This window comes from Mesorhizobium sp. NPDC059025, assembly GCF_042739655.1.
In the GTDB taxonomy this organism is placed as follows: Bacteria; Pseudomonadota; Alphaproteobacteria; order Rhizobiales; family Rhizobiaceae; genus Mesorhizobium.
Genome location: NZ_JBHYIM010000002.1, coordinates 614,522 through 638,718, shown reverse-complemented (window position 1 = coordinate 638,718; position 24,197 = coordinate 614,522). Strand labels below are relative to the sequence as shown.

25 protein-coding genes are annotated in these 24,197 nt (G+C 62.4%); 15 read left to right on the top strand and 10 right to left on the bottom strand.

All coding sequences use genetic code 11. The annotated features are described in order from the left end of the window. Positions 1–42: 42 nt before the first annotated feature. The 7 genes from cysS (at position 43) to rarD (ending at position 6,406) form a co-directional block, all read left to right on the top strand. A complete protein-coding gene (gene cysS / locus ACFWYE_RS07370; protein WP_379110487.1) occupies positions 43–1,479 on the top strand; it encodes a cysteine--tRNA ligase in 1,437 nt (478 codons plus the stop codon). After that, the gene (locus tag ACFWYE_RS07365; RefSeq protein WP_379072832.1) at positions 1,476–1,859 is read left to right on the top strand and encodes a VOC family protein; all 384 of its coding nucleotides are present in this window, start codon (positions 1,476–1,478) and stop codon (positions 1,857–1,859) included. The genes cysS and ACFWYE_RS07365 overlap by 4 nt, the downstream gene beginning before the upstream one ends. Continuing rightward, positions 1,859–2,350, top strand: a complete 492-nt coding sequence (locus ACFWYE_RS07360; protein WP_379073107.1) for a GFA family protein — start codon at positions 1,859–1,861, stop codon at positions 2,348–2,350. Before ACFWYE_RS07365 ends, ACFWYE_RS07360 begins: the two co-directional genes overlap by 1 nt. Further along, positions 2,347–2,820, top strand: a complete 474-nt coding sequence (locus ACFWYE_RS07355; protein ID WP_379072830.1) for a GFA family protein — start codon at positions 2,347–2,349, stop codon at positions 2,818–2,820. Before ACFWYE_RS07360 ends, ACFWYE_RS07355 begins: the two co-directional genes overlap by 4 nt. Before the next feature lie 2 nt (positions 2,821–2,822). After that, positions 2,823–3,773, top strand: coding sequence for a prolyl aminopeptidase (gene pip, locus ACFWYE_RS07350; protein ID WP_379110638.1), 951 nt, complete (start codon positions 2,823–2,825; stop codon positions 3,771–3,773). A 2-nt stretch (positions 3,774–3,775) separates the two neighbouring features. Beyond that, positions 3,776–5,392, top strand: a complete 1,617-nt coding sequence (cimA, locus tag ACFWYE_RS07345) for a citramalate synthase (protein ID WP_379110485.1) — start codon at positions 3,776–3,778, stop codon at positions 5,390–5,392. Between the two features lie 126 nt (positions 5,393–5,518). After that, entirely contained in the window at positions 5,519–6,406 is an 888-nt protein-coding gene (gene rarD / locus ACFWYE_RS07340; RefSeq protein ID WP_379072826.1) for an EamA family transporter RarD, read from the top strand. A gap of 94 nt (positions 6,407–6,500) precedes the next feature. Here the strand turns inward: rarD and ACFWYE_RS07335 are convergent, their stop codons facing one another. Further along, the gene (locus tag ACFWYE_RS07335; RefSeq protein ID WP_379110484.1) at positions 6,501–7,112 is read right to left on the bottom strand and encodes a TIGR00730 family Rossman fold protein; all 612 of its coding nucleotides are present in this window, start codon (positions 7,110–7,112) and stop codon (positions 6,501–6,503) included. A 117-nt stretch (positions 7,113–7,229) separates the two neighbouring features. Here ACFWYE_RS07335 and ACFWYE_RS07330 point away from each other — a divergent pair, with 117 nt between their 5' ends. From ACFWYE_RS07330 to pssA, 6 genes are all read left to right on the top strand, one after another. Beyond that, positions 7,230–8,567: an Ig-like domain-containing protein gene (locus ACFWYE_RS07330; protein WP_379110482.1), complete on the top strand. Its 1,338-nt coding sequence runs from the start codon at positions 7,230–7,232 to the stop codon at positions 8,565–8,567. Positions 8,568–8,630: 63 nt separating this feature from the next. Continuing rightward, on the top strand, positions 8,631–8,972 hold the full coding sequence (locus ACFWYE_RS07325; protein WP_379072820.1) for an ArsR/SmtB family transcription factor: 342 nt from the start codon (positions 8,631–8,633) through the stop codon (positions 8,970–8,972). Between the two features lie 10 nt (positions 8,973–8,982). Beyond that, positions 8,983–10,872, top strand: coding sequence for an ABCB family ABC transporter ATP-binding protein/permease (locus tag ACFWYE_RS07320; protein WP_379110480.1), 1,890 nt, complete (start codon positions 8,983–8,985; stop codon positions 10,870–10,872). 85 nt (positions 10,873–10,957) lie between these two features. Then, positions 10,958–11,347: a YciI family protein gene (locus ACFWYE_RS07315; RefSeq protein WP_379072816.1), complete on the top strand. Its 390-nt coding sequence runs from the start codon at positions 10,958–10,960 to the stop codon at positions 11,345–11,347. A 129-nt stretch (positions 11,348–11,476) separates the two neighbouring features. Further along, positions 11,477–12,202: a phosphatidylserine decarboxylase gene (locus tag ACFWYE_RS07310; RefSeq protein WP_379110636.1), complete on the top strand. Its 726-nt coding sequence runs from the start codon at positions 11,477–11,479 to the stop codon at positions 12,200–12,202. 10 nt (positions 12,203–12,212) lie between these two features. After that, the gene (gene pssA, locus ACFWYE_RS07305; RefSeq protein WP_379110478.1) at positions 12,213–13,046 is read left to right on the top strand and encodes a CDP-diacylglycerol--serine O-phosphatidyltransferase; all 834 of its coding nucleotides are present in this window, start codon (positions 12,213–12,215) and stop codon (positions 13,044–13,046) included. 36 nt (positions 13,047–13,082) lie between these two features. On the opposite strand, the gene ACFWYE_RS07300 is transcribed toward pssA, so the two are convergent. The 6 genes from ACFWYE_RS07300 to ACFWYE_RS07275 form a co-directional block, all read right to left on the bottom strand. Then, a complete protein-coding gene (locus tag ACFWYE_RS07300; protein ID WP_379110476.1) occupies positions 13,083–15,302 on the bottom strand; it encodes an AMP-binding protein in 2,220 nt (739 codons plus the stop codon). A gap of 254 nt (positions 15,303–15,556) precedes the next feature. Next, a complete protein-coding gene (locus ACFWYE_RS07295; RefSeq protein ID WP_379110475.1) occupies positions 15,557–16,465 on the bottom strand; it encodes a DMT family transporter in 909 nt (302 codons plus the stop codon). A 68-nt stretch (positions 16,466–16,533) separates the two neighbouring features. After that, positions 16,534–17,424, bottom strand: coding sequence for a DMT family transporter (locus ACFWYE_RS07290; protein ID WP_379110473.1), 891 nt, complete (start codon positions 17,422–17,424; stop codon positions 16,534–16,536). Positions 17,425–17,669: 245 nt separating this feature from the next. Beyond that, positions 17,670–17,927, bottom strand: a complete 258-nt coding sequence (locus ACFWYE_RS07285; RefSeq protein WP_326891367.1) for a hypothetical protein — start codon at positions 17,925–17,927, stop codon at positions 17,670–17,672. A 196-nt stretch (positions 17,928–18,123) separates the two neighbouring features. Further along, positions 18,124–18,753 carry a hypothetical protein gene (locus ACFWYE_RS07280; protein ID WP_379072804.1) on the bottom strand — a complete coding sequence of 210 codons (630 nt, stop codon included), beginning with the start codon at positions 18,751–18,753 and terminating at the stop codon, positions 18,124–18,126. A 94-nt stretch (positions 18,754–18,847) separates the two neighbouring features. Continuing rightward, on the bottom strand, positions 18,848–19,609 hold the full coding sequence (locus tag ACFWYE_RS07275; RefSeq protein WP_379110471.1) for an SDR family NAD(P)-dependent oxidoreductase: 762 nt from the start codon (positions 19,607–19,609) through the stop codon (positions 18,848–18,850). A 185-nt stretch (positions 19,610–19,794) separates the two neighbouring features. Between ACFWYE_RS07275 and ACFWYE_RS07270 the strand changes: the two genes are divergently transcribed. Both ACFWYE_RS07270 and ACFWYE_RS07265 read left to right on the top strand, forming a co-directional pair. Further along, entirely contained in the window at positions 19,795–20,220 is a 426-nt protein-coding gene (locus ACFWYE_RS07270; protein ID WP_379072800.1) for a DoxX family protein, read from the top strand. 63 nt (positions 20,221–20,283) lie between these two features. Then, complete coding sequence (locus tag ACFWYE_RS07265) at positions 20,284–20,496, top strand: hypothetical protein (protein ID WP_379072798.1); 213 nt, start codon at positions 20,284–20,286, stop codon at positions 20,494–20,496. A 5-nt stretch (positions 20,497–20,501) separates the two neighbouring features. Here ACFWYE_RS07265 and purF read toward each other — a convergent pair whose 3' ends face one another. From purF to radA, 3 genes are all read right to left on the bottom strand, one after another. Beyond that, positions 20,502–21,971 carry an amidophosphoribosyltransferase gene (gene purF / locus ACFWYE_RS07260; protein WP_379110469.1) on the bottom strand — a complete coding sequence of 490 codons (1,470 nt, stop codon included), beginning with the start codon at positions 21,969–21,971 and terminating at the stop codon, positions 20,502–20,504. Positions 21,972–22,057: 86 nt separating this feature from the next. Next, positions 22,058–22,723 carry a CvpA family protein gene (locus tag ACFWYE_RS07255; protein WP_379110467.1) on the bottom strand — a complete coding sequence of 222 codons (666 nt, stop codon included), beginning with the start codon at positions 22,721–22,723 and terminating at the stop codon, positions 22,058–22,060. A 26-nt stretch (positions 22,724–22,749) separates the two neighbouring features. Next, the gene (gene radA, locus ACFWYE_RS07250) at positions 22,750–24,153 is read right to left on the bottom strand and encodes a DNA repair protein RadA (protein WP_379110465.1); all 1,404 of its coding nucleotides are present in this window, start codon (positions 24,151–24,153) and stop codon (positions 22,750–22,752) included. Between the last annotated feature and the right edge of the window lie 44 nt (positions 24,154–24,197).

Genomic DNA, 24,197 nt, shown 5'->3' with positions numbered 1-24,197 from the left:
GCGAAAATGCGCGTCGGCCGGGGTCGGCCGGGAAGGGGATGAATGTCTGAGGGTTCGAAGGGTTTGCGCCTCTACAACACGCTGAATAGGGCGAAGGAGGATTTTGTCCCCATCGATCCCGACAATGTGCGCATGTATGTCTGCGGCCCGACCGTCTACGACTTCGCCCATATAGGCAATGCTCGCCCCGTGATCGTCTTCGACGTGCTGTTCAGACTGCTGCGCCATGTTTATGGCGCCGAGCACATCACCTATGTCCGAAACATCACCGACCTTGACGACAAGATCAACGCGCGCGCCCTGCGTGATTTCGGCAACGATATCGCCTCCGGAAAGCTGTCGCTCAACGAAGCAATCCGGCGGGTAACCGAGAAGACGGCGGACCAGTTCCACCAGGACGTCGCCACGCTTGGCTGTCTTGAACCGACCTACGAGCCGCGTGCCACCGAGTTCGTGGAACCGCGCGCCGACGGCAGGACCGATATGATCGGCCTGATCCACCAACTGATCGATCGCGGTCATGCTTACACGGCCGAAGGCGAGGTGTTGTTCGATACCGCGTCGATGCCGGACTATGGCGAGCTCTCCAAGCGTCCCCTGGATGAACAGCAGGCCGGCGCGCGCATCGCCGTCGACGTGCACAAGAAGAGCCCGGGCGATTTTGTCCTGTGGAAGCTTTCATCCGCGGAAGAGCCGGGCTGGCAAAGCCCGTGGGGCCGTGGACGGCCCGGCTGGCACATCGAGTGCTCGGCCATGAGTGCGGCTTATCTTGGCGAAGTCTTCGACATCCACGGCGGCGGCCTGGACCTGATCTTTCCGCACCATGAGAACGAGATCGCGCAGTCGCGCTGCGCCCACGGCACCGACGTGATGGCCAATGTGTGGATGCATAACGGCTTCCTTCAGGTCGAGGGGCAGAAGATGTCCAAGAGCCTGGGCAATTTCTACTCGATCAATGAACTCCTGCAGACGGAGACATTCGGCGGCCGCAAATGGCCGGGTGAGGTGCTGCGCCTTGCCATGCTGATGACGCACTATCGCGAACCGATCGATTTTTCGGTCCGCAAGCTGGAGGAAGCCGAGAACACGCTGCGCAAATGGAAGCGCGGTGCCGACCTGGCTGTCGGCGAGGCAGCCGACGTTCCGCAAGCCATCATCGAAGCACTGTCGGACGATCTCGGCACTTATCAGTCTTTCCAGGTTCTGACGCAGCTTGCGACGGAAGCTGCCGAAGGAAATGCCGCAGCGGCAAGCCTCAAGGCGGCGCTGCAATTCCTCGGTTTCAGCCTTGCTACCGGAGTCATTGACGAGCAGGCTGTTTCGAACACCATAGCGGAGCGCCTCGCCTTCATTGCAGCCAAGAACTGGGCCGAGGCGGACCGCGTCCGTGACGCATTGCTCGCACAAGGGATCCAGCTGAAGGATGGCAAGGATCCGGCGACAGGGGAGCGGGTTACGACCTGGGAGGTGAAGAGATGATCGACCATACCGGCATTTCCGTCGTCGATTTCGAGGCGGCGAAGACGTTTTACGACAAGGCGATGGCGCCACTTGGCGCCTCACTGCTCTACATGGTGCCCGAGCAATATACGGGCGGTGCCAAGGTTGGTGGTTACGGCCGTGACCGGCCGGTATTCTGGCTTCACGAGACCAGGACGTCGGCGCCGGGTCGTCACTATGCTTTCGCAGCCAGCAGCCGGGCCGATGTCGATGCTTTCCACAAGGCGGCAGTCGTTGCGGGCGGCAGGGACAATGGGGCTCCGGGGCTGCGCCCGCACTACCACGAGCACTATTATGCCGCGTTTGTTTTCGACCCCGACGGCAACAACATCGAAGCCGTCTGCCATGGGCCGGCATGATGAGCCTCGACAACAAACCCACCTATGCCGGTGGATGCCAATGTGGCGCGGTGCGTTTTCGCGTCGAAGGCGTGCTGGGTGAAGCCTCGATCTGCCATTGCCGCATGTGCCAGAAGGCGAGCGGCAATTTTTACCAGCCGCTGGTTTCCGTCGCCGGCGCAAGGCTGACATGGACGCGCGCCGAACCGAAGCTGTTCCAGTCCTCCAGCTTCGCCAAGCGCGGTTTTTGTCCGGAATGCGGTACGCCGCTCACCTTCGAGGCGCCGGACGGCATCGCTTTGGCCATCGCGGCCTTCGATCATCCGGAAGAAATTCCGCCGACGATTCAGTGGGGCATCGAGGCCAAGTTGCCCTATGTCGATGCGATCCCGTCCTTGCCCGGCGGGGTAACGGAAGACGATCCGGTTTCCGTACCGTTCATCACCTCGATGGTGAACCACCAGCACCCGGACCATGAGACAGAAACCTGGCCCCCGGAGGAAAGATCATGACCGACATCAGAACTGGCGGCTGCCAGTGCGGGGCCGTGCGTTTCCGCATAAGCGGTGAACTGGGGCGTCCATCCATCTGCCATTGCCGTATGTGCCAGAAGCAGTTTGGTTCGTTCTTCGGCGCTTTCGTCACGGTACCGTCGGCGGGCGTCGAATGGGTGCATGAGGAGCCGAGCTATTTCCAGTCGTCCATCAACATCGCACGCGGATTCTGCAAGCGTTGCGGCACGCCGATGACCTACAAGAGTCCGGATGCACTGGAGATCTCCATCGGCAGTTTCGATGACCGTTCCGATCTGGCACCGGCGCACCAGGTCAATTACGGCTCGCGGCTGCCCTGGGTGGAGAAGATCTTCGAGGCACCGGTGCACCAGAACGCAGACTACTACGCGCGGCAGGAGCACATCATCTCCTTCCAGCATCCCGACCGCGAAACCGAAAACTGGCCTGAGAAAGGTCTGAAACTGTGAGTCTGGGACTGCGTGCGCTTTATCCCGAGATCGAACCGTTCGAGACCGGCATGCTGGATGTCGGCGACGGTCACCAGCTCTATTGGGAACGGATTGGCACCAGGGGCGCCAAACCCGCCGTCTTCCTGCATGGCGGACCAGGCGGCACCATCTCGCCGAACCATCGGCGTTTGTTCGATCCGAAGCTCTACGATGTGATCCTGTTCGATCAACGCGGCTGCGGCAAATCCACGCCCAACGCTTCGCTGGAGGCCAATACGACCTGGCATCTGGTTGCTGACATCGAACGGCTGCGCGAGATGGCCGGCTTCGACAAGTGGCTGGTCTTCGGCGGGTCTTGGGGTTCGACGCTGTCGCTCGCCTATGCCGAAACGCATCCCGAACGCGTCAGTGAACTGGTGGTACGCGGCATCTACACGCTCACCCGGGCCGAGCTCGAATGGTATTATCAGTTCGGTGTCTCGGAGATGTTCCCCGATAAATGGGAGCGTTTTCTGGCACCGATCCCTCAGGATGAGCGCGGCGACATGATGGCCGCCTACCGCAAGCGGCTGGTGGGCAGCGATCGCGAGAAGCAGATCGAAGCTGCCAAGGCCTGGTCGATCTGGGAGGGCGAAACCATCACGCTCCTGCCGGAACCGTCGACCAGCGACCCGTTCGCGCAGGACGACTACGCGGTCGCCTTCGCCCGCATCGAAAACCACTTTTTCGTTCACAACGGCTGGCTGGAGGAGGGGCAGCTTCTGCGGGATGCCTACAGGTTGAAGGATATCCCCGGCACCATCATCCATGGCCGCTACGACATGCCGTGCCCGGCGAAATACGCCTGGTTGCTGCACAAGGCCTGGCCGAAGGCCGACTTCCACCTTATCGAAGGCGCCGGACACGCCTATTCCGAACCAGGTATCCTCGACAGCCTGATCCGCGCAACGGACAGATACGCCGGAAAATGATCATGCAACGCGACCGCCTCTACCTTTTCGACACGACGTTGCGCGATGGCCAGCAGACGCCGGGCATCGACTTTTCGGTCGAGGACAAGATTGCGATCGCTGGCATGCTGGACGAGTTCGGCATGGATTACGTCGAGGGCGGTTATCCCGGCGCCAATCCGACCGATACCGAGTTCTTCACCAAGAAACGTACGACGCGCTCGACGTTCGTTGCCTTCGGCATGACCAAGCGCGCCGGCGTTTCAACGTCGAATGATCCAGGTCTCGCCGCACTGGTGCAGGCCCGCTCGGATGCCATCTGCTTCGTTGCCAAGAGCTGGGACTACCACGTTCGCGTCGCGCTGGGCTGCAGCAATGAGGAGAACCTCGAGGCGATCGGCGCATCCGTGGCCGCTGCGGTAGCCGCCGGCAGGGAGGCCATGGTCGATTGCGAGCACTTCTTCGATGGTTTCAAAGCCAATCCGGACTATGCGCTGGCCTGCGCCAAAGCCGCCTACGAGGCAGGCGCGCGTTGGGTGGTGCTGTGCGATACCAACGGCGGCACCCAGCCGTCCGAGATCCGTGCCATCGTCGAAAAGGTGATCGCAGCCGGCATCCCGGGCGATCATCTCGGCATCCATGCCCATGACGACACCGGGCAGGCCGTGGCCAATTCGCTCGCGGCCGTCGAGGCCGGCGTGCGGCAGATCCAGGGCACGTTGAATGGTATCGGCGAGCGTTGCGGCAACGCCAATCTGGTGACGCTGATCCCCACGCTGATGCTGAAGCCGGCCTACAAGGATCGCTTCGAAACCGGCATCTCAACGGAGCAACTGGCCGGTATCTCGCGCCTTTCCCGTGCTTTCGACGAATTGCTGAACCGCGCTCCGGAAGCGCAGTCGCCCTATGTCGGTTCCTCTGCTTTCGCCACCAAGGCAGGGATCCATGCGTCGGCTCTGATCAAGGAGCCACAGACCTATGAACATGTACCGCCGGAGACTGTCGGCAACCGTCGCCGCGTCATGGTCTCGGATCAGGGCGGCAAGGCCAATTTCCTCGCCGAGCTGAAGCGCCGCGGCATCGACGTGCCGAAGGATGATGCGCGGCTGGACGCGCTCATTGCCGTGGTCAAGGAACGCGAAGCCGAAGGCTACGCCTATGAGGGGGCCGATGCTTCCTTTGAATTGCTGGCGCGCAAGATGTTGTCGGGCCTGCCGGAGTTCTTCGCCGTCACCTCGTTCCGCTGCATGGTTGAGCGCAGGTTCGACGCCAATGGCCAGCTGAAAACCGTCTCGGAAGCCATCGTGAAGGTGATGGTGGACAACGAGGAGAAGATGTCGGTGGCCGAAGGCCATGGTCCGGTCAATGCGCTCGATCTCGCGCTGCGCAAGGATCTTGGCAAATACCAGAACGAAATTGTCGATCTCGAACTCGCCGACTTCAAGGTGCGTATCCTCAATGGCGGCACCGAGGCGATCACTCGAGTGTTGATCGAATCACACGATTCCACCGGTGCCCGCTGGTGGACGGTCGGCGTGTCGGAAAACATCATCGACGCCTCGTTCCAGGCACTGATGGATTCCATCATCTACAAGCTGATGAAGAACCGCGAGATGGCTGGGCTGGTTGCAGCCGAATAGAGCCCGGACGGCGCCGCGACCCCAAGCAATCCATCAGCGAAAGTCCACGATGCATCAGAATTAGTTGATGGTCTTGGTGCGGCCGCTGGCGCATAGCTTTGGGCCATGACGACCCAGACTGTACCAATGGAAACTGATTCCGGCGCGCGTCGCGGCTTTCTCCTGGCTCTCGGCGCTTATCTCCTGTGGGGGCTTCTGCCCTTCTACATGAAGGCAGTGGCCCATCTGCCGCTGGCCGAAGTCATCGCCCATCGCATCATCTGGTCGGTGCCGATCGCGGCCGCCGTGCTGATCTGGCTCGGCCGCACCGCCGATTTCAAGGTTGCGCTGCGTTCGCCGCGCATGTTGGCGATGGCAGCGCTGACGGCGACATTGATCACCGTCAACTGGAGCATCTACGTCTGGGCGATCGCGGTCGATCGCACAGTGGAAACTGCACTGGGGTATTACATCAATCCGCTCGTCAACGTTCTGGTCGGCGCGCTGCTGCTCGGTGAGCGCCTGAATCGCCTGCAGATCGTGGCTGTCGTGCTGGCGGCAGTCGCGGTGATCGTGCTCACGGTCGAAAGCGGCACCTTGCCCTGGGTTTCGCTGGCCCTAGCTTTCTCTTTCGCGGCCTATGGCTTCTTTCGCAAGACGCTTCCTATCGGCCCGAGCCAGGGTTTCCTGCTGGAAGTGCTGCTCCTCTCTATTCCATCGCTGGCCTACATAGTCTGGCTGGCGTTGAAAGGGGAAGGGCATTTCGCGACCGGCAATACGACGGATACGCTGCTTTTTATGGGCAGCGGCATCGTCACTGCCGTGCCGCTGCTGCTCTTTGCCTTCGGCGCCAAGCTGCTTCGTCTATCGACCATCGGCATCATGCAGTACATTGCGCCGACCATCGTGTTCCTGATCGCCGTCTTCGTTTTTGGTGAGCCGTTCGACACGACGAAAGCGATCGCTTTCGGTCTGATCTGGGCTGCGCTGGCGATCTATACGTGGTCGATGCTGGCCGCGAGCCGGCGTGGCTAGGCAATCCCAGCAAAGGTGCTTGGGTTTGCGTCCCGAAATCGTGCAGAAAATTTAGTCCCGCGATTCAGAGAAAAGCGGCCCGCCGCCGTCGGCACTACATCTTGTCGATGACGGAGGAGATGCCGCTGGTTGGGGCGTCGACGGCAGCGCCTGTGGCAAGAATCGTCGCAACGATCTTGTCTGGATCCTCGACCACCAGGGGCTTCACGTTGTGAGCGGTGTGGATGAATCCTTCAGCCGCCATATGGTCTATCAATGCCAGCATCGGGTCCCAGAAACCCTTTATGTTGGCGAATACGATCGGCTTGCGATGATGGCCGAGCTGTGCCCAGGTCATGATCTCGACGATTTCCTCGACCGTGCCGATGCCACCGGGCAACGCCACGAATGCATCGGATTCTTCGAACATCCTGTGCTTGCGCTGGTGCATGTTTTCGGTGACGACCACTTCATGCAGCCGGTCGAGCGCGCTTTCCGTCGCCTCCCTGTTCATCAGGAAGCGTGGTATGATGCCCATGACCTTGCCGCCTGAGCGCATGGTGCCTTCGGCAACCGCGCCCATGATACCCTTGGTGCCACCACCATAGACCAGGCGCAGGCCTGAGCGGGCAAGGGAATGACCGAGCTGGCGACCGGCTTCAAGATAGATGCCATCGCGGCCAGGTGACGAGCCGCAATAAACACAGACGGATCGAATCGTGTTCATGATTGGATTGGTGATGCCGTCTGCAGGCCCGGTCAAGTCTGAAGGCGGGCTTTTTCTTGTCGGCTCCGCGAAAAGCGGCTAGACCGAAGATAGGTGGCTAAGGGGGGCTAACAGGATATGACAACAGCGCTTGTCAGGGCATTGCTATTTGCAGGAGGTGGCGCGGCGGCGGTGGCTGGCGTTGCCTATGTCTCCGGAGCTCTCGACCCCTACCTGAAATCCATTCCGCCGGCGCAGCTCGCCGCCGTTCAGCCAAGCGCACCAGCAACGCAACAGCCAGCGGTGCAACAGCCAACGATGTCACCGCAGCCGGCTGAGCAGCAGGCCGCCGTGACACCGGCGCCGGAAAAGCCCGCCGCACCAGCGCCGGCGACTGTCCCTGTCGCGCCGACCTTCGACGTGGTGCGTGCCGAAGGAGACGGCTCCCTCGTCGTTGCCGGCAAGGCCGCGCCGAATGCAAAGGTTGATGTCGTGCAGGGCGCGACCGTGTTCGGGACCACGACGGCCGGGCCGGATGGCGACTTTGCAATCGTCCTGAACGATCCGCTGAAGCCTGGAAACTACCAGTTGCAGCTGCGTTCGACCTCTCCATCCAACGCTGTCGTGCCCTCCGCGCAGACCGCCGTCGTTGCGATCCCCGAGAAGTCGAACGGTCAGGTGCTGGCCCTGGTCGAGGAGCCGGGCAAAGCCGCAACCTTGCTCTCGGTGCCGAAGGTTGAAGAGAAAGCCGGCGGCGAAACCAGTCCCCAGCAGACAGCCTCCGCGCCTGCTGGCGCACAGGCTGCCTCGCCGCAGCCGACGGTTTCCGCGGCCCAGCCTGCCGAACCTGCGGCTCAGCTGGCGCCCGGAGCACCGAAGGTCTCGGTCGGCGCTGTCGAGATCGACGGCGGCAAGATCTTTGTCGCCGGGACTGCCGATCCGGGTCGCAAGGTTCGCGCTTATGCCAACGAAATCCTGCTGGGCGAGGCGGTGGCATCCGAAAAGGGACAGTTCCTCGTCGAGGCGACCCGCGACCTGCCGGTCGGCGACTACACCGTTCGGGTCGATCTTCTGGATGCCGATGGTTCCAAGGTGATTGCCCGGGCGGCGGTGCCATTCCAGCGTGAGCCCGGCGAAGCCGTCGCCGCGGTTGCACCCTCTGCTTCCGAAACGGTTCCGGCCACACCTCAGCAGGACACGGCTTCGGCAGACAAGGCTCCAACCACCGTCGCGCCGAAGCTTGAGCAGGTCGACCACGCCGTCATCATCCGCCGCGGCGATTCACTATGGCGCATCTCGCGTCGGGTTTACGGGCATGGCGTCCGCTACTCGACCATCTATCTTGCCAATCAGCAGCAGATCAGCAATCCGGACCGGATCTGGCCAGGCCAGGTGTTTAAGGTGCCGCCGAAGTCGAAGGAAGGCGAAACCGCCGACATGAAGACATTGGGCGACCAGGCAACGGTCGCCGAATAGAATTCGTTTCGTCCATCTGGCCAGGTTGCGCAAAATTGGTTCATCGTTTATCGACGATGAACCATGGACTCTCCGTTTGAACTTTGTGGCGCAGGCCACCCTGTCGATACGCGCGCAGTCGCCGCAAAGTTCGCGGCGCTGTCTCATCCTGCGCGGATCGAGATCCTGAAGTGCCTGTCCGCCAGCCGTTCCTGTTGTTGCGGCGAGGTGGTGGATCATCTCGACCTGGCGCAGTCGACGGTTTCACAACATCTGAAGATCCTCGTCGAAGCAGGATTGGTCCGCTTCACGCCCGACCGGCAGCGTTCGCGCTACGAGGTCGACCATAAGGCACTCGCCGTTGTCTCCGCATCCGTCGCCGCGCTGGTTGATGCCTGCCGCCATACGGCCGAGTCGATTTCATAAGGCAAGAACAGTGGCTGAAAAGACCGTTTCCGCCGCCGATACCGGCACTACTTTCCAGACGCTGCGCAATCTGTGGCCTTATATGTATCCGGCCGACCGGCCCGACCTGCGCTGGCGCGTCACCTGGGCGACGCTGCTGCTGGTGATTGCCAAGCTGGTGCTGGTGGCCGGTCCCTATTTCTTCAAATGGGCGACCGACGCCCTTGCCGGCACCGGGCAATATCATCCGCCACTGCCGGAGATTCTGCTGGCGCCGATCGCGCTCGTTATCGCCTACAATTTCCTGCGGCTCGTGCAGCTTGGTTTCAATCAGCTGCGCGACGCGCTGTTTGCGCGAGTCGGCCAGCACGCGGTGCGCCAGCTGGCCTTCCGGACCTTCGTACATATGCATCAGCTGTCGTTGCGCTTCCATCTGGAACGCCGTACCGGCGGCCTGTCGCGCATCATCGAACGCGGCACGAAGGGCATCGAAACCATCGTGCGCTTCATCATGCTCAACACGGCGCCGACGGTGCTCGAGTTCGCGCTTACGGCCGGCATCTTCGGCTTTACCTATGGCTGGAAATACGTCGCCGTCGTTGCCGTCACCGTAGCGCTCTATGTCTGGTTCACGGTAAGGGCGAGTGACTGGCGCATCGGCATCCGTCGCGACATGAACGACAGCGATACCGACGCCAACACCAAGGCGATCGATTCGCTGCTCAATTTCGAGACGGTCAAATATTTTGGCAATGAGGCGATGGAAGCCCAGCGCTTCGACCGGTCGATGGCGCGTTATGAAACCGCCGCCACGCGCATCTGGACGTCGCTCGGCTGGCTGAACTTCGGCCAGGGCGTCATCTACGGCCTCGGCACGACAGTCGTCATGTGCATGTCTGCCTATGAGGTGATGAACAAGACGCAGACCATCGGCGACTTCGTGTTCATCAACGCCATGCTCATCCAGCTCTCGGTGCCGCTCAATTTCATCGGCTTCATCTATCGCGAGATCCGCCAGGGGCTGACCGACATCGAACACATGTTCGACCTGCTCGGCGTGAAGCAGGAGGTGGTCGACAAACCGGGTGCCAGGCCGCTCGCCATCGGCAGCGGGAATGTCGAATTTCGCGATGTGCATTTCTCCTATGATCTCAACCGCAAGATCCTGAAGGGCGTTAGCTTCGAGGTCCCGGCCGGCAAGACGGTCGCCATCGTCGGGCCTTCAGGCGCCGGAAAATCGACGATCTCGCGGCTGCTCTTCCGCTTCTACGACGTTCAGTCTGGCGCGGTGCTGATCGATGGACAGGATGTGCGCGACGTCACGCAGGAAAGCCTGCGTTCGGCCATAGGCATGGTGCCGCAGGATACCGTGCTCTTCAACGACACCGTCGTCTACAACATCCGCTATGGCCGCATGGACGCCGGCGAGGATGAAGTCCGCCGCGCGGCGGAACTGGCCCAGATCGGTCCCTTCATCGAGCGCCTGCCGGAGGGATACGCCACCATGGTCGGCGAGCGTGGCCTCAAGCTCTCGGGTGGCGAGAAGCAGCGCGTGGCCATCGCCAGAACGATCCTCAAGGCACCGCCGATCCTGATACTCGACGAGGCCACGTCCGCGCTGGACAGCCATACCGAGCAGGAAATCCAGGCAGCACTCGACCTGGTGTCAAAGGACCGCACCACGATCGTCATCGCCCACCGTCTGTCGACCGTGATTTCCGCGGACGAGATCATTGTTCTGAAGGATGGTCAGATTGCCGAACGCGGTACGCATGGCGATCTGCTTCGGCAGAATGGCCTTTACGCGTCGATGTGGGATCGCCAGCGCGAAGCGACGGAAGCCGAAGAACGCCTGCGCATCGCCCGCGAAACGGACGACCTCGGCGTCGTCGTGCGCAGACGCACGGAAGAAGTGTCGTAGGCAACACGCTTCTGCGTTATACCAACGGTCGGGTTGACGGACGTCTTGGGCAGGGACGTACGCCGCAACAAAATCCGGGGAACCGATGCTCTACGCCATTCTCGCTTACCACGCCTCGGGCGTGGTCGAATCCTGGACGCCTGACGAGGACGCTGCTGTGATGGCGGATCTCGCCATTGTCCGCGATAGACTGCTTGCGGAGGGCAAGCTCGGCCCTGCCGCAAGGCTCGGGCCGACCGAAGGAGCCTTCACCTTGCGTGGACCGGGAGCCGGCATGGTCATCGATGGACCGTTCGCCGAGACCAAGGAGCAATTGCTCGGCTTCTATGTCGTCGACTGTGCGACGCACGAGGAAGCCGTTGAGGCCGCTCGCAGCCTCCGCAGCGCCAATCCGACCGCGGTCTATGAGATTCGGCCCGTTCCGGTTTATTTGCCGGGTGTTCCATTCCCGGCTGTGCAAGCCGAAGAAAATTAGAGGGATCTCAATCCCTTAGCCGGATGGGCTGCTGGATATCGCAGCGCTCGCAGCTGCGTTTACGCCTTGGCCGCTGCCCGCGCGGCTTTGGCGCGTTGCGATGGCAGGCGCTTTCCGGTAGAGAGGCGCATCCGAAACGGAGCCGCCCCCAGCCCGATGAATCTTGTCGACACGGTCAAGAACGCGTTCGTTCCGATCCACCGCGAAGGCTATCCGTTCATCGCGGGCTTTGCCGCGGCGACGCTGCTGCTCGGCTATTTTTCGTCGACCCTGTTCTGGATCGGCCTGATCCTCACCGCCTGGTGCGCCTATTTCTTCCGGGATCCGGAGCGGGTGACGCCGGTCGATGACCGTCTGGTCGTCAGCCCGGCCGACGGCGTCGTATCGGCGGTAGGGCCGGCGGTGCCTCCGCGTGAGCTTGGCCTCGGCACGACCGAGATGACACGCGTCTCGGTATTCATGGATGTGTTCTCCTGTCATGTGAACCGCGCTCCCGTGCGCGGTCGCGTCACGCGCATCGAGCATCGGCCTGGGAAATTCCTCAATGCCGAACTCGACAAGGCAAGCCAGGAGAACGAGCGCAACGGTCTCGTCATCGAAAGCCCGAACGGCACGGTCGCTGCGGTTCAGATCGCCGGTCTGGTGGCGCGGCGAATTGTCTGCTGGGCTGACGCCGGCGGCACGCTGGCGGTCGGCGAGCGTTTCGGGCTGATCCGTTTCGGCTCGCGTGTCGATGTCTTCCTGCCTGCCAACGCCGCTCCGCGCGTCGCTGTTGGCCAGACCGCGGTTGCCGGCGAAACCATCATTGCCGAGTTCGGCGGTGCGCAGGCTGCGCCGCTTGTGCGCATCTCGTAGGGACGGCGCGATGGGCGCTCCCTTCAAGAAATTCGAGGCGCACGGTCATGGTGGGCCGCGCATCACGGAAATTCCGCTGCGCATGGTTCTTCCGAACCTGGTGACCGTTCTGGCGATCTGTGCCGGCCTTTCCGGTATTCGCTTTGCTTTCGAGAACCGTTTCGAGACCGCGGTGGTGATGGTGCTGCTTGCAGCATTCCTCGACGGCATCGATGGTCGCCTGGCACGGCTGCTCAAAGCAACGTCGAAGTTCGGCGCACAGATGGATTCGCTGGCCGACATCGTCAATTTCGGCGTCGCACCCGCACTGGTCCTCTACGCCTATCTGCTTGACAGGGCGGGATCGCCCGGCTGGATCGCAGCGCTGCTGTTCGCCATCGCCTGCGGCATGCGACTGGCGCGCTTCAACGTGCTCGACGAGCAGACGGATCGGCCGGCATGGCAAGCCGACTACTTCGTTGGCGTGCCGGCACCGGCGGGTGCCGTTCTTGTCCTGCTGCCACTCTACCTGGCTTTCCTCGGCATGCAGCCGACACGGCCGATCGCATTTGCAGGCGTCGCCTTCACCGTGCTGATTGCTTTCCTGCTGGTCAGCCGGTTGCCGGTCTACTCCGGCAAGAGCCTCAAGATTCCCGGAGATCGCGTGCTGCCGGTGATCCTTGCCGTCGTGCTTTATGTGCTGCTGCTGGTCAGCTACCCGTGGCACACGCTGACGGCATCGGTGGCAGCCTATCTGATCTTCCTACCCTTCAGCGTGCGCGCTTATTCGCGTCGTGCCAAGAAGGAAGGCGAGGCGATCCTGCCGCCGGATGTCGACCACAAGGGGGTCGAAGGCGAAGGCTGAGCCGCAAGCCTCGTCCGGGGAGATTGTTCTGAAGCGTCAGACGGCCAGCCCCAGTTGCTCCATCGCCAGCTTTTTCGCGGCGACATAATCAGTCTTGCCGGATCCCAGAACCGGGAGCGTATCGACCTTGACGATATCGTGCGGCACCATGAGTTCAGCCGCGCCATGCTGCTTGCTGAAGTCGCGCAGATCCTCCGGATCGGCATCATCGGCGGTGGTCACCAGGACGATACGTTCGCCCCGCCGTTTGTCGGGCAGCGCAACAGCGGCGTGATTGTCTTCGGGCCAGAGCGATCGCACCAGCATTTCGACCGCGCCCAGGGACACCATCTCGCCGGCAATCTTGGCAAAACGCTTGGCTCGGCCACGGATGGTGATGAAACCGTCCCGGTCTACCGAAACGATGTCGCCTGTATCGTGCCAGTTCTCCAGCCGCTGCAACTCTCCCGGCCGGTCCGCGGTCATGTAGCCCATCATCATGTTCGGTCCGGCCAGCCATAACCTGCCGCCATCCTTGATGCCTTCGACGGCATCGAGCCGCATGCGAATGGCGGGCAACAACCTGCCGACGGTACTTTCGCGGCTGTGGATCGCGGTGTTGACAGCGACAACCGGGGCGGCCTCCGTCAGGCCAAAACCTTCGACGATATCGGCCTGAAACCGGTCTCGGTAGGTACGGCGTGTCTCCGGTTTAACCGGTTCGGCACCTGCAACGATGAAGCGCAGGCTGGCGAAATCACTGTCGCTGGCCTGGCGTGCATAGTTTGCCAGGAAGGTGTCGGTGGCAATCATCGCGGTGGGACGCGTCTTGCCCGCTATTTCTGGAATGATCTTGTAGTGGAGCGGGGAGGGATAGAGAAACGCTTTCATCCCGCTCAGCAGCGGCAGGATAGCCCCGCACGTCAGGCCGAAGGAGTGAAACGCCGGCAGCACGTTGAGCAGGGTATCCTTGGGTGAGAGCGAAAGACGCGCCTCGGCCTGCATGGCATTAGCCACGAGATTGGAACTGGAAAGCACAACGGCCTTCGGCTGCCCCTCCGAGCCCGAGGTGAACAGGATCACCGCAGGCTTCTGCGCGTCCTGCGGCTGCAGCGGCCAACGCCATAAGGCAGCTGCTGCCAGCTTTGCGAGGCTCGATGTGCTCTCACGAATGTCCTCGAGCCAGACGAATTTGGCGCCGCCGTCTTCGGCGGCGGTGACAATATCGGCAAGGGATGCCTTTTCGACAAAGGCGCGCGACGAGACCACGGTGCGGATCACCGCTGTGCGCACGGCGGACGTCACATTGGCGGGACCCGCCGTGTAGTTGATCATCGCGGCGACGCGACCGGACGACCAAAGTCCAAGCAATGAGATCACCATGGCGTTGGCGTTGGGCAGGATGACGCCCACTGCCTCGCCGGGTGCCGTACGCGCCTCGATGTGCTGGCCGAAGACGCGCGCGCTTGCGAAGAGTGCCCTGTAGCTGAGTTTTCCGCTCACCACGTCTTCGATGATCGGATGAGAGGAGCCGAAGCGATCCGATGCAGCGCGGGCCGATTGGAAGAGGCTGCATCCGAGATCGGTGGCGCCGAAGCGGGCCTCCGCGACATAGTCGAACAGCGCATTGCCGCGATTTCGTGCTGGCTCGCCATCTCGCGCAGCCAGTTGCTCAAGCGTCATCGGTGGCAGCACGCTGATCGTGAGCTGAGGAAACAGCGTGCGCGGAGCTTGCTCTGCCGGTGACAGCGAACTGGGAAGCCAGCGGGCGCCGCCGACGAAGATCGGTACGATACGGGCATCCGCCTGCAGGGCGATTCGTGACACCGCGCGGTAGAGCCTGAACGACTTCAGGTCCGGTTCGACAGCATCCGGGAAATAAACCGCGAGGCGACCTCGCCCCTTCAGGACACGCACCAGCCGCCGACTGACAAAGACATGTTCAGCGTTGAAGGCGATGGTGCGGGCGAGTTCGCGCCAAGGCTCAAGCCAGAACGAGCGCGCAGAGGCCTCGTCGAGGATGTGGAGCGTATTCTCCGGCAAAAGCGACAACATCAGCGCCGGATCGAGCTTCGACTGATGGACAATTGCGTAGATCACAGGGGCATCCGCGTCGCGGGCGACCCTGAGTTTGTGGTCGGTGATCCGGTAAGCGAGCTTGAACGGTGTGTAGAGGAATGCCTGGGCGAAGCTCAGCCCAAGGCGGACCTTTTCGATGATTGCGATGAGCAGCCAGACAGCCGCGACAGCTGCGAACAGGGCAACAGCCAGGATCATACCGCGTCACTCCCAATGCAGTTCAGGGTGTCGCGCGTCCGGTGGGACGCTTCGCGCTCCGATTACCGGCGCACCGCGCAGACCCTATCGAAAGTGGCATCAAGGTCAATGCGAAACGGGAGAGTGCGCTCGTGCAAAGAAAAAGCCGACCATGAGGTCGGCTGGAGGGGGGCGGGCCGAGGGGTTGGGGGGACTAGAGCATGGCCCGCAAGACAATAATGCGCGGGCTCTGTGATGGTTCCATGACAGCGCAATTATTTTACAGCTTTGGCTGTGGAAAGCTGCGCCAGGCGCTGCGCGGAGCTCCAGTCATGCCAGCCGTGTGCGAGGACCGCGGCTAGTACCACGGCTCCGCCTGTCAGACTGGCGTAAGGAGGGATCTCGGACAGGAAAAGCCAAGCGAACAACGCCGCGGCAGGAATCTCGGCTGCACCGAGCAGCGCCGCCTCCGGAGCAGGGATCAGCCTGCTGCCTTCGGTCCATAGCACCGAGGCGACCGCGAAAGAGGTGCCGAAAACCGCCAGCAGGACGATATCCTCGCGGCTGATGGCCAGCGGATCCGTGACGAACCAGCCAAACAGGAACAACAGCAATGACGAAACGGCGCCCGCCCAGACCACGGGAGTGTCGCGGAAGCCACGGACCATGATCATGTAGAGCGAGCTGCCGATCGTCATCAGCAGCGCCAACCCGTCGCCGAACAGATTGCCCGTGCCGAGGCCGGAATGCACCATGACGGCGACACCGCAAAGCGACAGCAAAGCCGCAGCCATCGTTGGCAGCCGGCACGGTTCGCGTACCAGTATCCAGGCGAGCAGGGCGGTCACGAATGGCGCTGTCGCGTAGATCACCGCGACATTGGCTACATAGGTGAACTTGAAGGCCGCGATGAAGGCGATGCTGGCGGCAGCCCCTTCGACGGCCAAAAGCCATCCACGCCAGCCGAGCCGCAAGTCAGGCCGCTTTCCAGTCCGGCCCGGCCGCCAGCGCACATAGGCTCCGATCAACAGGAAGCCGACAAATCCGCGCCAGCAGGTCACCGTCAGCGCGTCGGCGGTGATCGATTTGGTCAGCACACCGCTTAGGCCGAAGACGATTGCCGATGCTGCCACCAGCAGGATGCCGAGTGCACGGTTCTTTTCAGCCTCATTCGCCTGTTCCATCAGCCCCTCCGGTGCTGATCATACTAGCGTCGGGCTCCTGACAGCCTTCTGACAGGAATATCGGTTGTTCAGGCCGCGGGTTTGCGGAAACGTTCGCTGGCGACGACGACAAGACCGGCAAGCACGATGATGGCCGCGCCGACAAATACGGCGTCACGCGGCACGTCGCCCCAGATCAGGAATCCAAGCGCGAAGGCCCAGAGCAAGGCTGTGTATTCGAACGGGGCGATGATGGAGATCGGTGCCCGCTTCATCCCCTCGAACAGGAAATACTGGCCAAGGCCACCGAGGACACCGACAGCGATCATCAGCGCAAATTCCTGCCAGCTTGGTGTCTGCCAGCTCCACAGCAAAGGAATTCCGGCGATCACCAGAAAGAATGCGTTGTTCAGCACGAGCTGCACAGTGGTGCGCTCCTGTGTGGCGACCTTGCTGAGCAACACGATGGAAAGACCCCAGAAGCCGGCCGCCGCCAATACCAGCAGAACGGGCAGCGAGAAGCCGAGGCTGGCGGGATCACAGGCGACGAAGACGCCGCCGAAGCCCATCAGGACGGCCACCCAGCGCAGCAGCGGGACTTTCTCCTTCAGGATCACGATCGACAGAGCCGTCACGATGATCGGCGCGGCGAAATAGATGGTCGTGAGCTCGGCGAGCTGCAGGTCCTTCGCGGCCGTGTAGTAGCAAAGCCATGCTGCGAGGATGAGGAAGCTCCGCAAGAGCATGGATTTGAGGATCGGCGACCGTGCCGAATCGATGACCAGCTGCCCGCCGCCGGCTGCAAGACAGCCAACGAGGATCGTGGCACTGCGGATGAACAGAATCTGCCAGACCGTCGCGGTCGTCACCAGCAGTTTGATCGAGGCGTCCTGCAGCGAAAACAGCAGATAGGCCAGGCTGGTCAATAGAATGCCAGCCAGCACCTTTTCGCGCGTATCGGAGAGAACGACGTCTGTCATTGTGGGCTCGGTTGCGGAATGCGCGGCCGAGCCAGGATCGTCATTGGTCCAGGCCCCTCCGTAGCTGCCAAGCTACACGAGAGGCTGCTTCAGCGCTGCTGAGCCAGACAAATGCTTGCGTTGGCGCAGTTCTGGAGTGTTTCCATTTTTCACGGAAACGCTCCAGCTTTTGTCTACGCAATTCCGGACGGAAAACCGTTTCACACTTTCCCTGGAATTGCCTTGGCGCCGCAACGTGCCCCGGCTTACTGGGCGGGAGCCGGTTGCTGCTGTTGCTGCGGCTGCTGCTCGGCGCCGGGCTCGTCGTCGCCCATATCGGCATAAGGCGAGGCGCTCGGCACGCACTGGACGGTCCAGCCGGTTGGCGCAGGCTGCTGCTTCTGGAATTCGGTAATGGCTGCAGCACACTGCTCGCGATTGTCGAAGGTGCTGGGCAGTACAACCATGCCGCCTTGCGGGCCGGCAACGACGAGATACCAGACCAGGGCAACGGTCGATGACATGGGAAGTCCTCACTTTGGGATTGGGAATGAATGAGTTGACGGAACCTAGCAAGTCTTGGCGGCGCGTGAAAGCACGCGCATGACATCCGGCTTCGAAAGCTGAATCAACCTTCGGAGCCAGCTGCCTTCAAAAGTGAACACAGCAACCGAACTTGGATTTAAGTGTGGCCTGGATCCGACGGTTGCCGCGGGTTTCTCACTCAGCCGCAAAACAATAAAACAGCCCGTCGCCGCCGGTGCCTTTCAATGCGTCCTGACTGCAGCCGCCACGCGAGCCGTGCGACGAGTTCCAGGATTTGGCCGCTGCCGAATCGTCCAGCCCGGTGCGATCGGAGTGACCCATGAGCGCGACGCCCTCGGCCCCGCTCTGTGTCCAGTCGCCGCAAGTCTTGTCGGTGGCCTTGGTGCCGTCCGGGTTCGAGCCGGTCAGGATATCGTGGCGGTTCGGCTTGTCGCCGCGTCCATTGATGACCTCGCCTCTTTCGTTGAGCGCCGTCTGCTTGGTGAGATTGTTCTTGTCGCTGTGCAGGGACGCGACATCATCCGCTATCCTGTCGCCCTTGGCATTGAGCCACGGGCCCTTGCCGATACGGTCGCGTGCATCGGTGTCCTTGGTGGAAAGGTAGGCATGCCAGGTCTTGCCGGTCACGCCAGCGGCTTCGGCCAGCTTGCCGCAATGGGCATCCGCGCCGGCCAGTCCGCCAAGATCTGCGCCCTTGCCGGAACCAACGCTGGTGACGAAGAAACTCATCCTTTTGTCCTGAGCATAGGCGGATCCCGCAAGGATGATCGCCGCGGTCATGGACAAGAAAAGCAGTTTGCGCATGGAAATTCCTCCCGGTTGGATGCCCCTGCCATGGGCAACGATACCGGGGAAGGAATTCATCCCGCAACCAAGACCTGCTTGAGTACCGAAGGTCTCAGGCCGGCATCTGGTACGAGACCCAGCGATTGGGCTTGGCCTGAAAGATCATGCCGGTCTCGGTGACCGACTGGCCGGCAAGCGGCACGATGCGCGCGGCAATTTCGGAAGGATGGGGCAACGTATCCGGGTTTTCGCCCGGCACCGCCTGCGCGCGCATGGCGGTGCGGGTGGCACCGGGATCGACCATGTTGACGCGCAGCGGCGAATTGCGGGTCTCGTCGGCCCAGGACCGCCCCATTGCCTCAAGAGCGGCCTTGGAGGCGGCGTAAGGCCCCCAGAAAGCGCGTGCGGAGTGAGCGGCTCCCGAGGAGATCAGGATGGCCCGGCCCGCGTCGGAAAGCCTGAGCAGCGGGTCGACCGAGCGGATCAGGCGCCAGGTCGAGGTGACGTTGACGTTGATCACCTTCTCGAAGGTCTTGGCTTCGACATGGCCGATCGGAGCAATCACGCCGAGCACGCCCGCATTCGCGACCAGGATATCGAGCTTGCCCCAACGTTCGTGGATCGCGCCGCCCAGCCGGTCGATGCCGGCCATGTCGGCGAGGTCAAGCGGCACCAGCGTCGCCTCGCCTTTGCCGGTCCTGGCGTGTTCCGCCTTGATCTCGTCATCCAGCTCTTCAAGTCCGCCAACGGTACGCGCAACCGCGATGACATGCGCGCCGGCGGCCGCCATCTGCTTGGCGATGAAGTAGCCGATGCCGCGCGAAGCGCCGGTGACGACCGCAAGGCGGCCGGTGAGGTCTGGAGTAGCGGTCATGCGGTCATCCAATATGACGAGAACGGTCAGCGCGATCAGATAGGACGAAATTGGCGCAAACGAAACCCCGCGAGCCTTTGCCGATGGCCGGTTCGACGAATGGTCGCAGCATTTCATGGGGCCATGTCGGGAAACGCGACCTCCCGACGTCCTTGGAATGAACTCGGCTTCCAGAGGAGGACAAAATGGGCCGGACTGTCGCAATTCTCGTCGCAAGACTGATCTTCGCCGGTGTTTTCGCCATGGCCGCAACCTTCAAGTTTGCGGGAATGGCCAACACGGCCGCCTACATCGCTGCGGTCGGCTTTCCGGTCCCGCTGTTGCTGGCCTGGCTGGCGGCGATCTTTGAAGTCGCGCTGGTGCTGGCGTTTCTAAGCGGCGCCTTCTTTTCGGAAGCCGCCTTGCTGGCGGCCGCCTATGTGATCTTCCTGGCCGTCTCGTTCCACGGTCCGTCGCGCTGGCAGGCGAACCAGGCCGAGTTTGGCTTCTTTGTCGACCACTTCACCTTCTTCGCGGGGCTGCTTTACGCCGCGGTTCACGGCCCGGGCGAAGTTCTCGCCATCAAACGAAGTCTGGTCGGGCGGGCCACGGAGTCCAGCGCGCAGTCATGACCAGCCATCAAAGGCCGGGTACCAGATGCCGCGTCGGAGGAAGTTGCCGACATTGGGTCGAACGTGGTTCTGTTCGAGATCCTCTACGCTCTCGACGGGCCTGACGCGACACACTGGCATCTCTGCCTCGGCGAAAAAGTGCAGTTTCAGCAGAGCGAGAGCATCCCTTGCGTCGGAAGCGGTAACTCCGACCCCAAGAGTCATCCAGGCTGGAAGGCGCTCGAAGTCTTTCTCATCGAAGTCGATCCAGAAGACGCCGAGCGGCATCTGTTGTGATCGACTTACTGTCCGCCGCTCGCCAGCAGCGACAGCGTGCGCACGTTGTCGGCGCCTTCGTGGTCGAGCAGGCGCGTCGGATATTGCCCGGTGAAGCAGGCGTCGCAGAACTGCGGCTGCTCTTCATTGCGCCCGGCCTCGCCGACGGCGCGATAAAGCCCCTCGATGGTGAGGAAGCCGAGCGTGTCGACACGGATGAACTCCGCCATTTCCTGCACCGACATCCGCGAAGCCAGCAGCTTCGACTTCTCCGGCGTGTCGACGCCGTAGAAACAGGACGCGCGGGTCGGCGGCGAGGCGATGCGCATATGCACTTCCTTGGCGCCGGCATCGCGCACCATCTGCACGATCTTCTGCGATGTGGTGCCGCGTACGATCGAATCGTCGACCAGCACCACGCGCTTGCCTTCGATCATGCGACGGTTGGCGTTGTGCTTCAGCTTCACGCCCATGTGGCGGATCGAGTCGCCCGGCGAAATGAAGGTGCGGCCAACATAGTGGTTGCGGATGATGCCGAGTTCGAACGGAATGCCGGCTTCTTGGCTGAAGCCGATTGCGGCAGGTGTTCCGGAATCCGGGACCGGCACGACGATATCGGCTTCGACGGGGTTTTCGCGCGCCAGCTCCGCACCGATGCGCTTTCGCACATCATAGACGTTGCGGCCCTCTATCGAAGAGTCCGGGCGGGCAAAATAGACATATTCGAAGATGCAGAAGCGGGTTTTCTGTGGCTCGAACGGGAAATGGCTTTCGATGCCCTTGGTGGTGATGACGACCATTTCGCCGGGCTTGATGTCGCGCACGAAGCGGGCGCCGATGATGTCGAGGGCACAGGTTTCGGAGGCAAGGATCCAGGCACCGTCGAGATCGCCCAGCACCAGCGGGCGGATGCCCAGCGGATCGCGCACGCCGATCAGCTTCTTCGAGGTCAGGGCGACCAGCGAGAAAGCGCCTTCCAACTGGCGGATGGCTTCGATGAAACGCGAATTGATGTCGCGTTCCTTCGAGGTGGCGACCAGATGCAGGATCGTCTCGGTGTCGGACGTCGAGGAGAAGATCGAGCCCTGCTTCTGCAGGGTGCGCTGCACGGTCAGTGCATTGGTGATGTTGCCGTTATGGGCGACGGCGAGACCGCCGGTGGAGAGCTCGGCGAAGAAAGGCTGCACGTTGCGCAAGCCGGCGCCGCCGGTGGTGGCATAGCGCGTGTGGCCAATGGCACGGTTGCCCTGCAGCCGGTCGATCACCGACTGCTTGGTGAAGGTGTCGCCGATCAGGCCGACATGCCGTTCGACATGGAACTGGCTGCCGTCGTAGGAGACGATGCCCGCTGCTTCCTGGCCGCGATGCTGCAAGGCATGAAGTCCAAGTGTGGTGATGGCGGCCGCATCCTGGCGGCCGAAAATACCGAAGACACCACATTCGTCGTGGAAGTGGTCATCTGCCTCGGCGCAAAGCACGTCGTCTGCGTCTGCCATGCCGGAAGCCTCTTGTCCGCTAAAACCGCGATATAAGGCCATGGCGCAGCGAAAGCAACGTGCTCTCGCGGCGTTTCACATGATCGTCAGTTGTTTGTAGCCGGCGCATTGCCGCCGGCGGGCGGCTGATCGGCCGGAGCTTCGTCGTCCGGTGCCGGCGCCTCGTTGTTTTCAGGCACTGCCCCTTCGGGAACCGGGGCCTGCGTACCTGCGGGCGGCGTTCCGGTATTGGGCACCACGCCGCTCTTGTTGAGCTGCTTGAGGATCGTCTTTTCCGGATCTTCCGGCAGCACGCTTTCGATGTACTTGCCGATCGATTCCAGCAACGGACGCGACTTCGATTCGGCCACCCAGTTCGGTGCCTTCTCGCCCGCCAGCCAGTTGAAGAACATCAGCCCGACAGCGACGACCAGAATGCCGCGTGCGGCGCCGTAGAGGAAGCCCAGCGTGCGGTCGAGCGCGCCAACCCGGGAATCGATGATCCAGTCGGCGATTTTCATGGTGATCACCGACACGACGATCAACGCGATCAGGAAGACGATGCCGGCGGCAGCGCCCATCGCGATCTTTTCATTGTCGATATAGGGCTGAACGTAAGGAATGACCGGCTTGTAGAACAGATAGGCGGCGACCGCCGCTGCCGCCCAGGAGGCGATCGACAGCACCTCGCGAGAGAAGCCGCGCACCATGGCAAGCATTGCAGAAACAAGCGTGAAGCCGGCGAGAATCCCGTCTAGCAGCGTAATCGGCATGTCCTGCGCCTACTCCATATGCCCTGTTATTCGTCCTCGATGGCGCGGCCGCGGCGGGTGCCGGCGATGCGCGCCACAAGATCGGCGAGCTCGGTAGGCTGGAAAGCGCCGGCGCCTATACCCCCGGCAATTTCCTCGCTGCCCACGGGCAGGACTGCGCTTCCGAAGCCCAGCTTCTCGGACTCCTTGAGACGCTGTTGCGCATGCGCAACCGGCCTCACGGCGCCGGAAAGGCTGATTTCGCCGAAATAGACGCAATCAGCCGGAAGGGCAAGACCGGTGAGCGATGACACCAGCGCCGCAGCCACTGCAAGGTCGGCGGCCGGTTCCGAAATGCGATAGCCGCCGGCAACATTCAGATAGACGTCGTGCTGGCCGAAGCGCACGCCGCAATGGGCTTCCAGGACGGCCAGGATCATCGACAGCCGCGCCCCGTCCCAGCCGACCACCGCCCGGCGGGGCGTGCCGAGGGAAGAGGGCGCGACGAGAGCCTGGATCTCGACCAGCACCGGCCGGGTGCCTTCCATTCCGGCAAAAACCGCGGCGCCGGGCGACTTTGCGTGCCGTTCGCCGAGGAAAAGCTCGGAAGGGTTGGCGACTTCCCGCAACCCTTTGTCCGACATTTCGAACACGCCGATCTCGTCGGTCGGGCCGAAGCGGTTCTTCACCGTGCGCAGGATGCGGAAGTGGTGGCCGCCTTCGCCTTCGAAGTAGAGAACGGCGTCGACCATGTGCTCGACGACACGTGGTCCGGCGATCTGCCCTTCCTTGGTCACGTGTCCGACGAGCACCACTGCAGCGCCTGTGGATTTCGCATAGCGGATCATCGCCTGGGCCGCCGCGCGTACCTGCGTGACCGTTCCCGGGGCCGAATCGGCGAGGTCGGTCCACAAGGTCTGGATCGAATCGATGATGACCAGATCCGGGCGCTTGCCGTCGGCGATGGTGGCCAGGATATCCTCGACATTGGTCTCGGCGGCGAGTTCCACTGGCGCCGAGGCGGCACCCAGACGCTGCGCGCGCAGCCGGATCTGCGCGACGGCCTCTTCGCCGGACACATAGACGATGCGATGGCCCTGGCGCGCGAGTGCCGCTGCGGCCTGGGTGAGCAATGTCGATTTGCCGATGCCGGGGTCGCCGCCGACCAGCAGCGCCGAGCCGCGCACGAAGCCGCCTCCGGTGGCACGATCCAGCTCACCGATCCCGGAAGCAATGCGCGGCGCGTCCTCGATATCGCCCGACAGTGTCGTCAGCGCGACGGCGCGGCCCTTGCGGGCGCTCTTCAGTGACGCCGGTCCCGAGCCGATGCCGCCGGCGGTGCCTTCTTCGATCAGCGTGTTCCATTCGCCGCAGGCATCGCACTTGCCTGCCCAGCGCTGATGCACCGTGCCGCAATTCTGGCAGATGAACTGTACGCGGGACTTAGCCATGAACCTGGTCGCCCCGGTCCGGGAAGTTGCGGCCTTTTCGGACA

Coding starts and splice junctions, on each gene's coding strand:
- rarD (WP_379072826.1), top strand. CDS start 5,519: ATGGAAACTGATTCCGGCGCGCGTCGCGGCTTTCTCCTGGCTCTCGGC.
- cimA (WP_379110485.1), top strand. CDS start 3,776: ATGCAACGCGACCGCCTCTACCTTTTCGACACGACGTTGCGCGATGGC.
- ACFWYE_RS07290 (WP_379110473.1), bottom strand. CDS start 17,424: ATGACAGACGTCGTTCTCTCCGATACGCGCGAAAAGGTGCTGGCTGGC.
- ACFWYE_RS07315 (WP_379072816.1), top strand. CDS start 10,958: ATGCTCTACGCCATTCTCGCTTACCACGCCTCGGGCGTGGTCGAATCC.
- ACFWYE_RS07275 (WP_379110471.1), bottom strand. CDS start 19,609: ATGACCGCTACTCCAGACCTCACCGGCCGCCTTGCGGTCGTCACCGGC.
- ACFWYE_RS07255 (WP_379110467.1), bottom strand. CDS start 22,723: ATGCCGATTACGCTGCTAGACGGGATTCTCGCCGGCTTCACGCTTGTT.
- ACFWYE_RS07360 (WP_379073107.1), top strand. CDS start 1,859: ATGAGCCTCGACAACAAACCCACCTATGCCGGTGGATGCCAATGTGGC.
- ACFWYE_RS07325 (WP_379072820.1), top strand. CDS start 8,631: ATGGACTCTCCGTTTGAACTTTGTGGCGCAGGCCACCCTGTCGATACG.
- ACFWYE_RS07335 (WP_379110484.1), bottom strand. CDS start 7,112: ATGAACACGATTCGATCCGTCTGTGTTTATTGCGGCTCGTCACCTGGC.
- ACFWYE_RS07280 (WP_379072804.1), bottom strand. CDS start 18,753: ATGCGCAAACTGCTTTTCTTGTCCATGACCGCGGCGATCATCCTTGCG.
- ACFWYE_RS07270 (WP_379072800.1), top strand. CDS start 19,795: ATGGGCCGGACTGTCGCAATTCTCGTCGCAAGACTGATCTTCGCCGGT.
- radA (WP_379110465.1), bottom strand. CDS start 24,153: ATGGCTAAGTCCCGCGTACAGTTCATCTGCCAGAATTGCGGCACGGTG.
- ACFWYE_RS07355 (WP_379072830.1), top strand. CDS start 2,347: ATGACCGACATCAGAACTGGCGGCTGCCAGTGCGGGGCCGTGCGTTTC.
- pssA (WP_379110478.1), top strand. CDS start 12,213: ATGGGCGCTCCCTTCAAGAAATTCGAGGCGCACGGTCATGGTGGGCCG.
- purF (WP_379110469.1), bottom strand. CDS start 21,971: ATGGCAGACGCAGACGACGTGCTTTGCGCCGAGGCAGATGACCACTTC.
- ACFWYE_RS07300 (WP_379110476.1), bottom strand. CDS start 15,302: ATGATCCTGGCTGTTGCCCTGTTCGCAGCTGTCGCGGCTGTCTGGCTG.
- ACFWYE_RS07295 (WP_379110475.1), bottom strand. CDS start 16,465: ATGGAACAGGCGAATGAGGCTGAAAAGAACCGTGCACTCGGCATCCTG.
- ACFWYE_RS07285 (WP_326891367.1), bottom strand. CDS start 17,927: ATGTCATCGACCGTTGCCCTGGTCTGGTATCTCGTCGTTGCCGGCCCG.
- ACFWYE_RS07365 (WP_379072832.1), top strand. CDS start 1,476: ATGATCGACCATACCGGCATTTCCGTCGTCGATTTCGAGGCGGCGAAG.
- ACFWYE_RS07330 (WP_379110482.1), top strand. CDS start 7,230: ATGACAACAGCGCTTGTCAGGGCATTGCTATTTGCAGGAGGTGGCGCG.
- cysS (WP_379110487.1), top strand. CDS start 43: ATGTCTGAGGGTTCGAAGGGTTTGCGCCTCTACAACACGCTGAATAGG.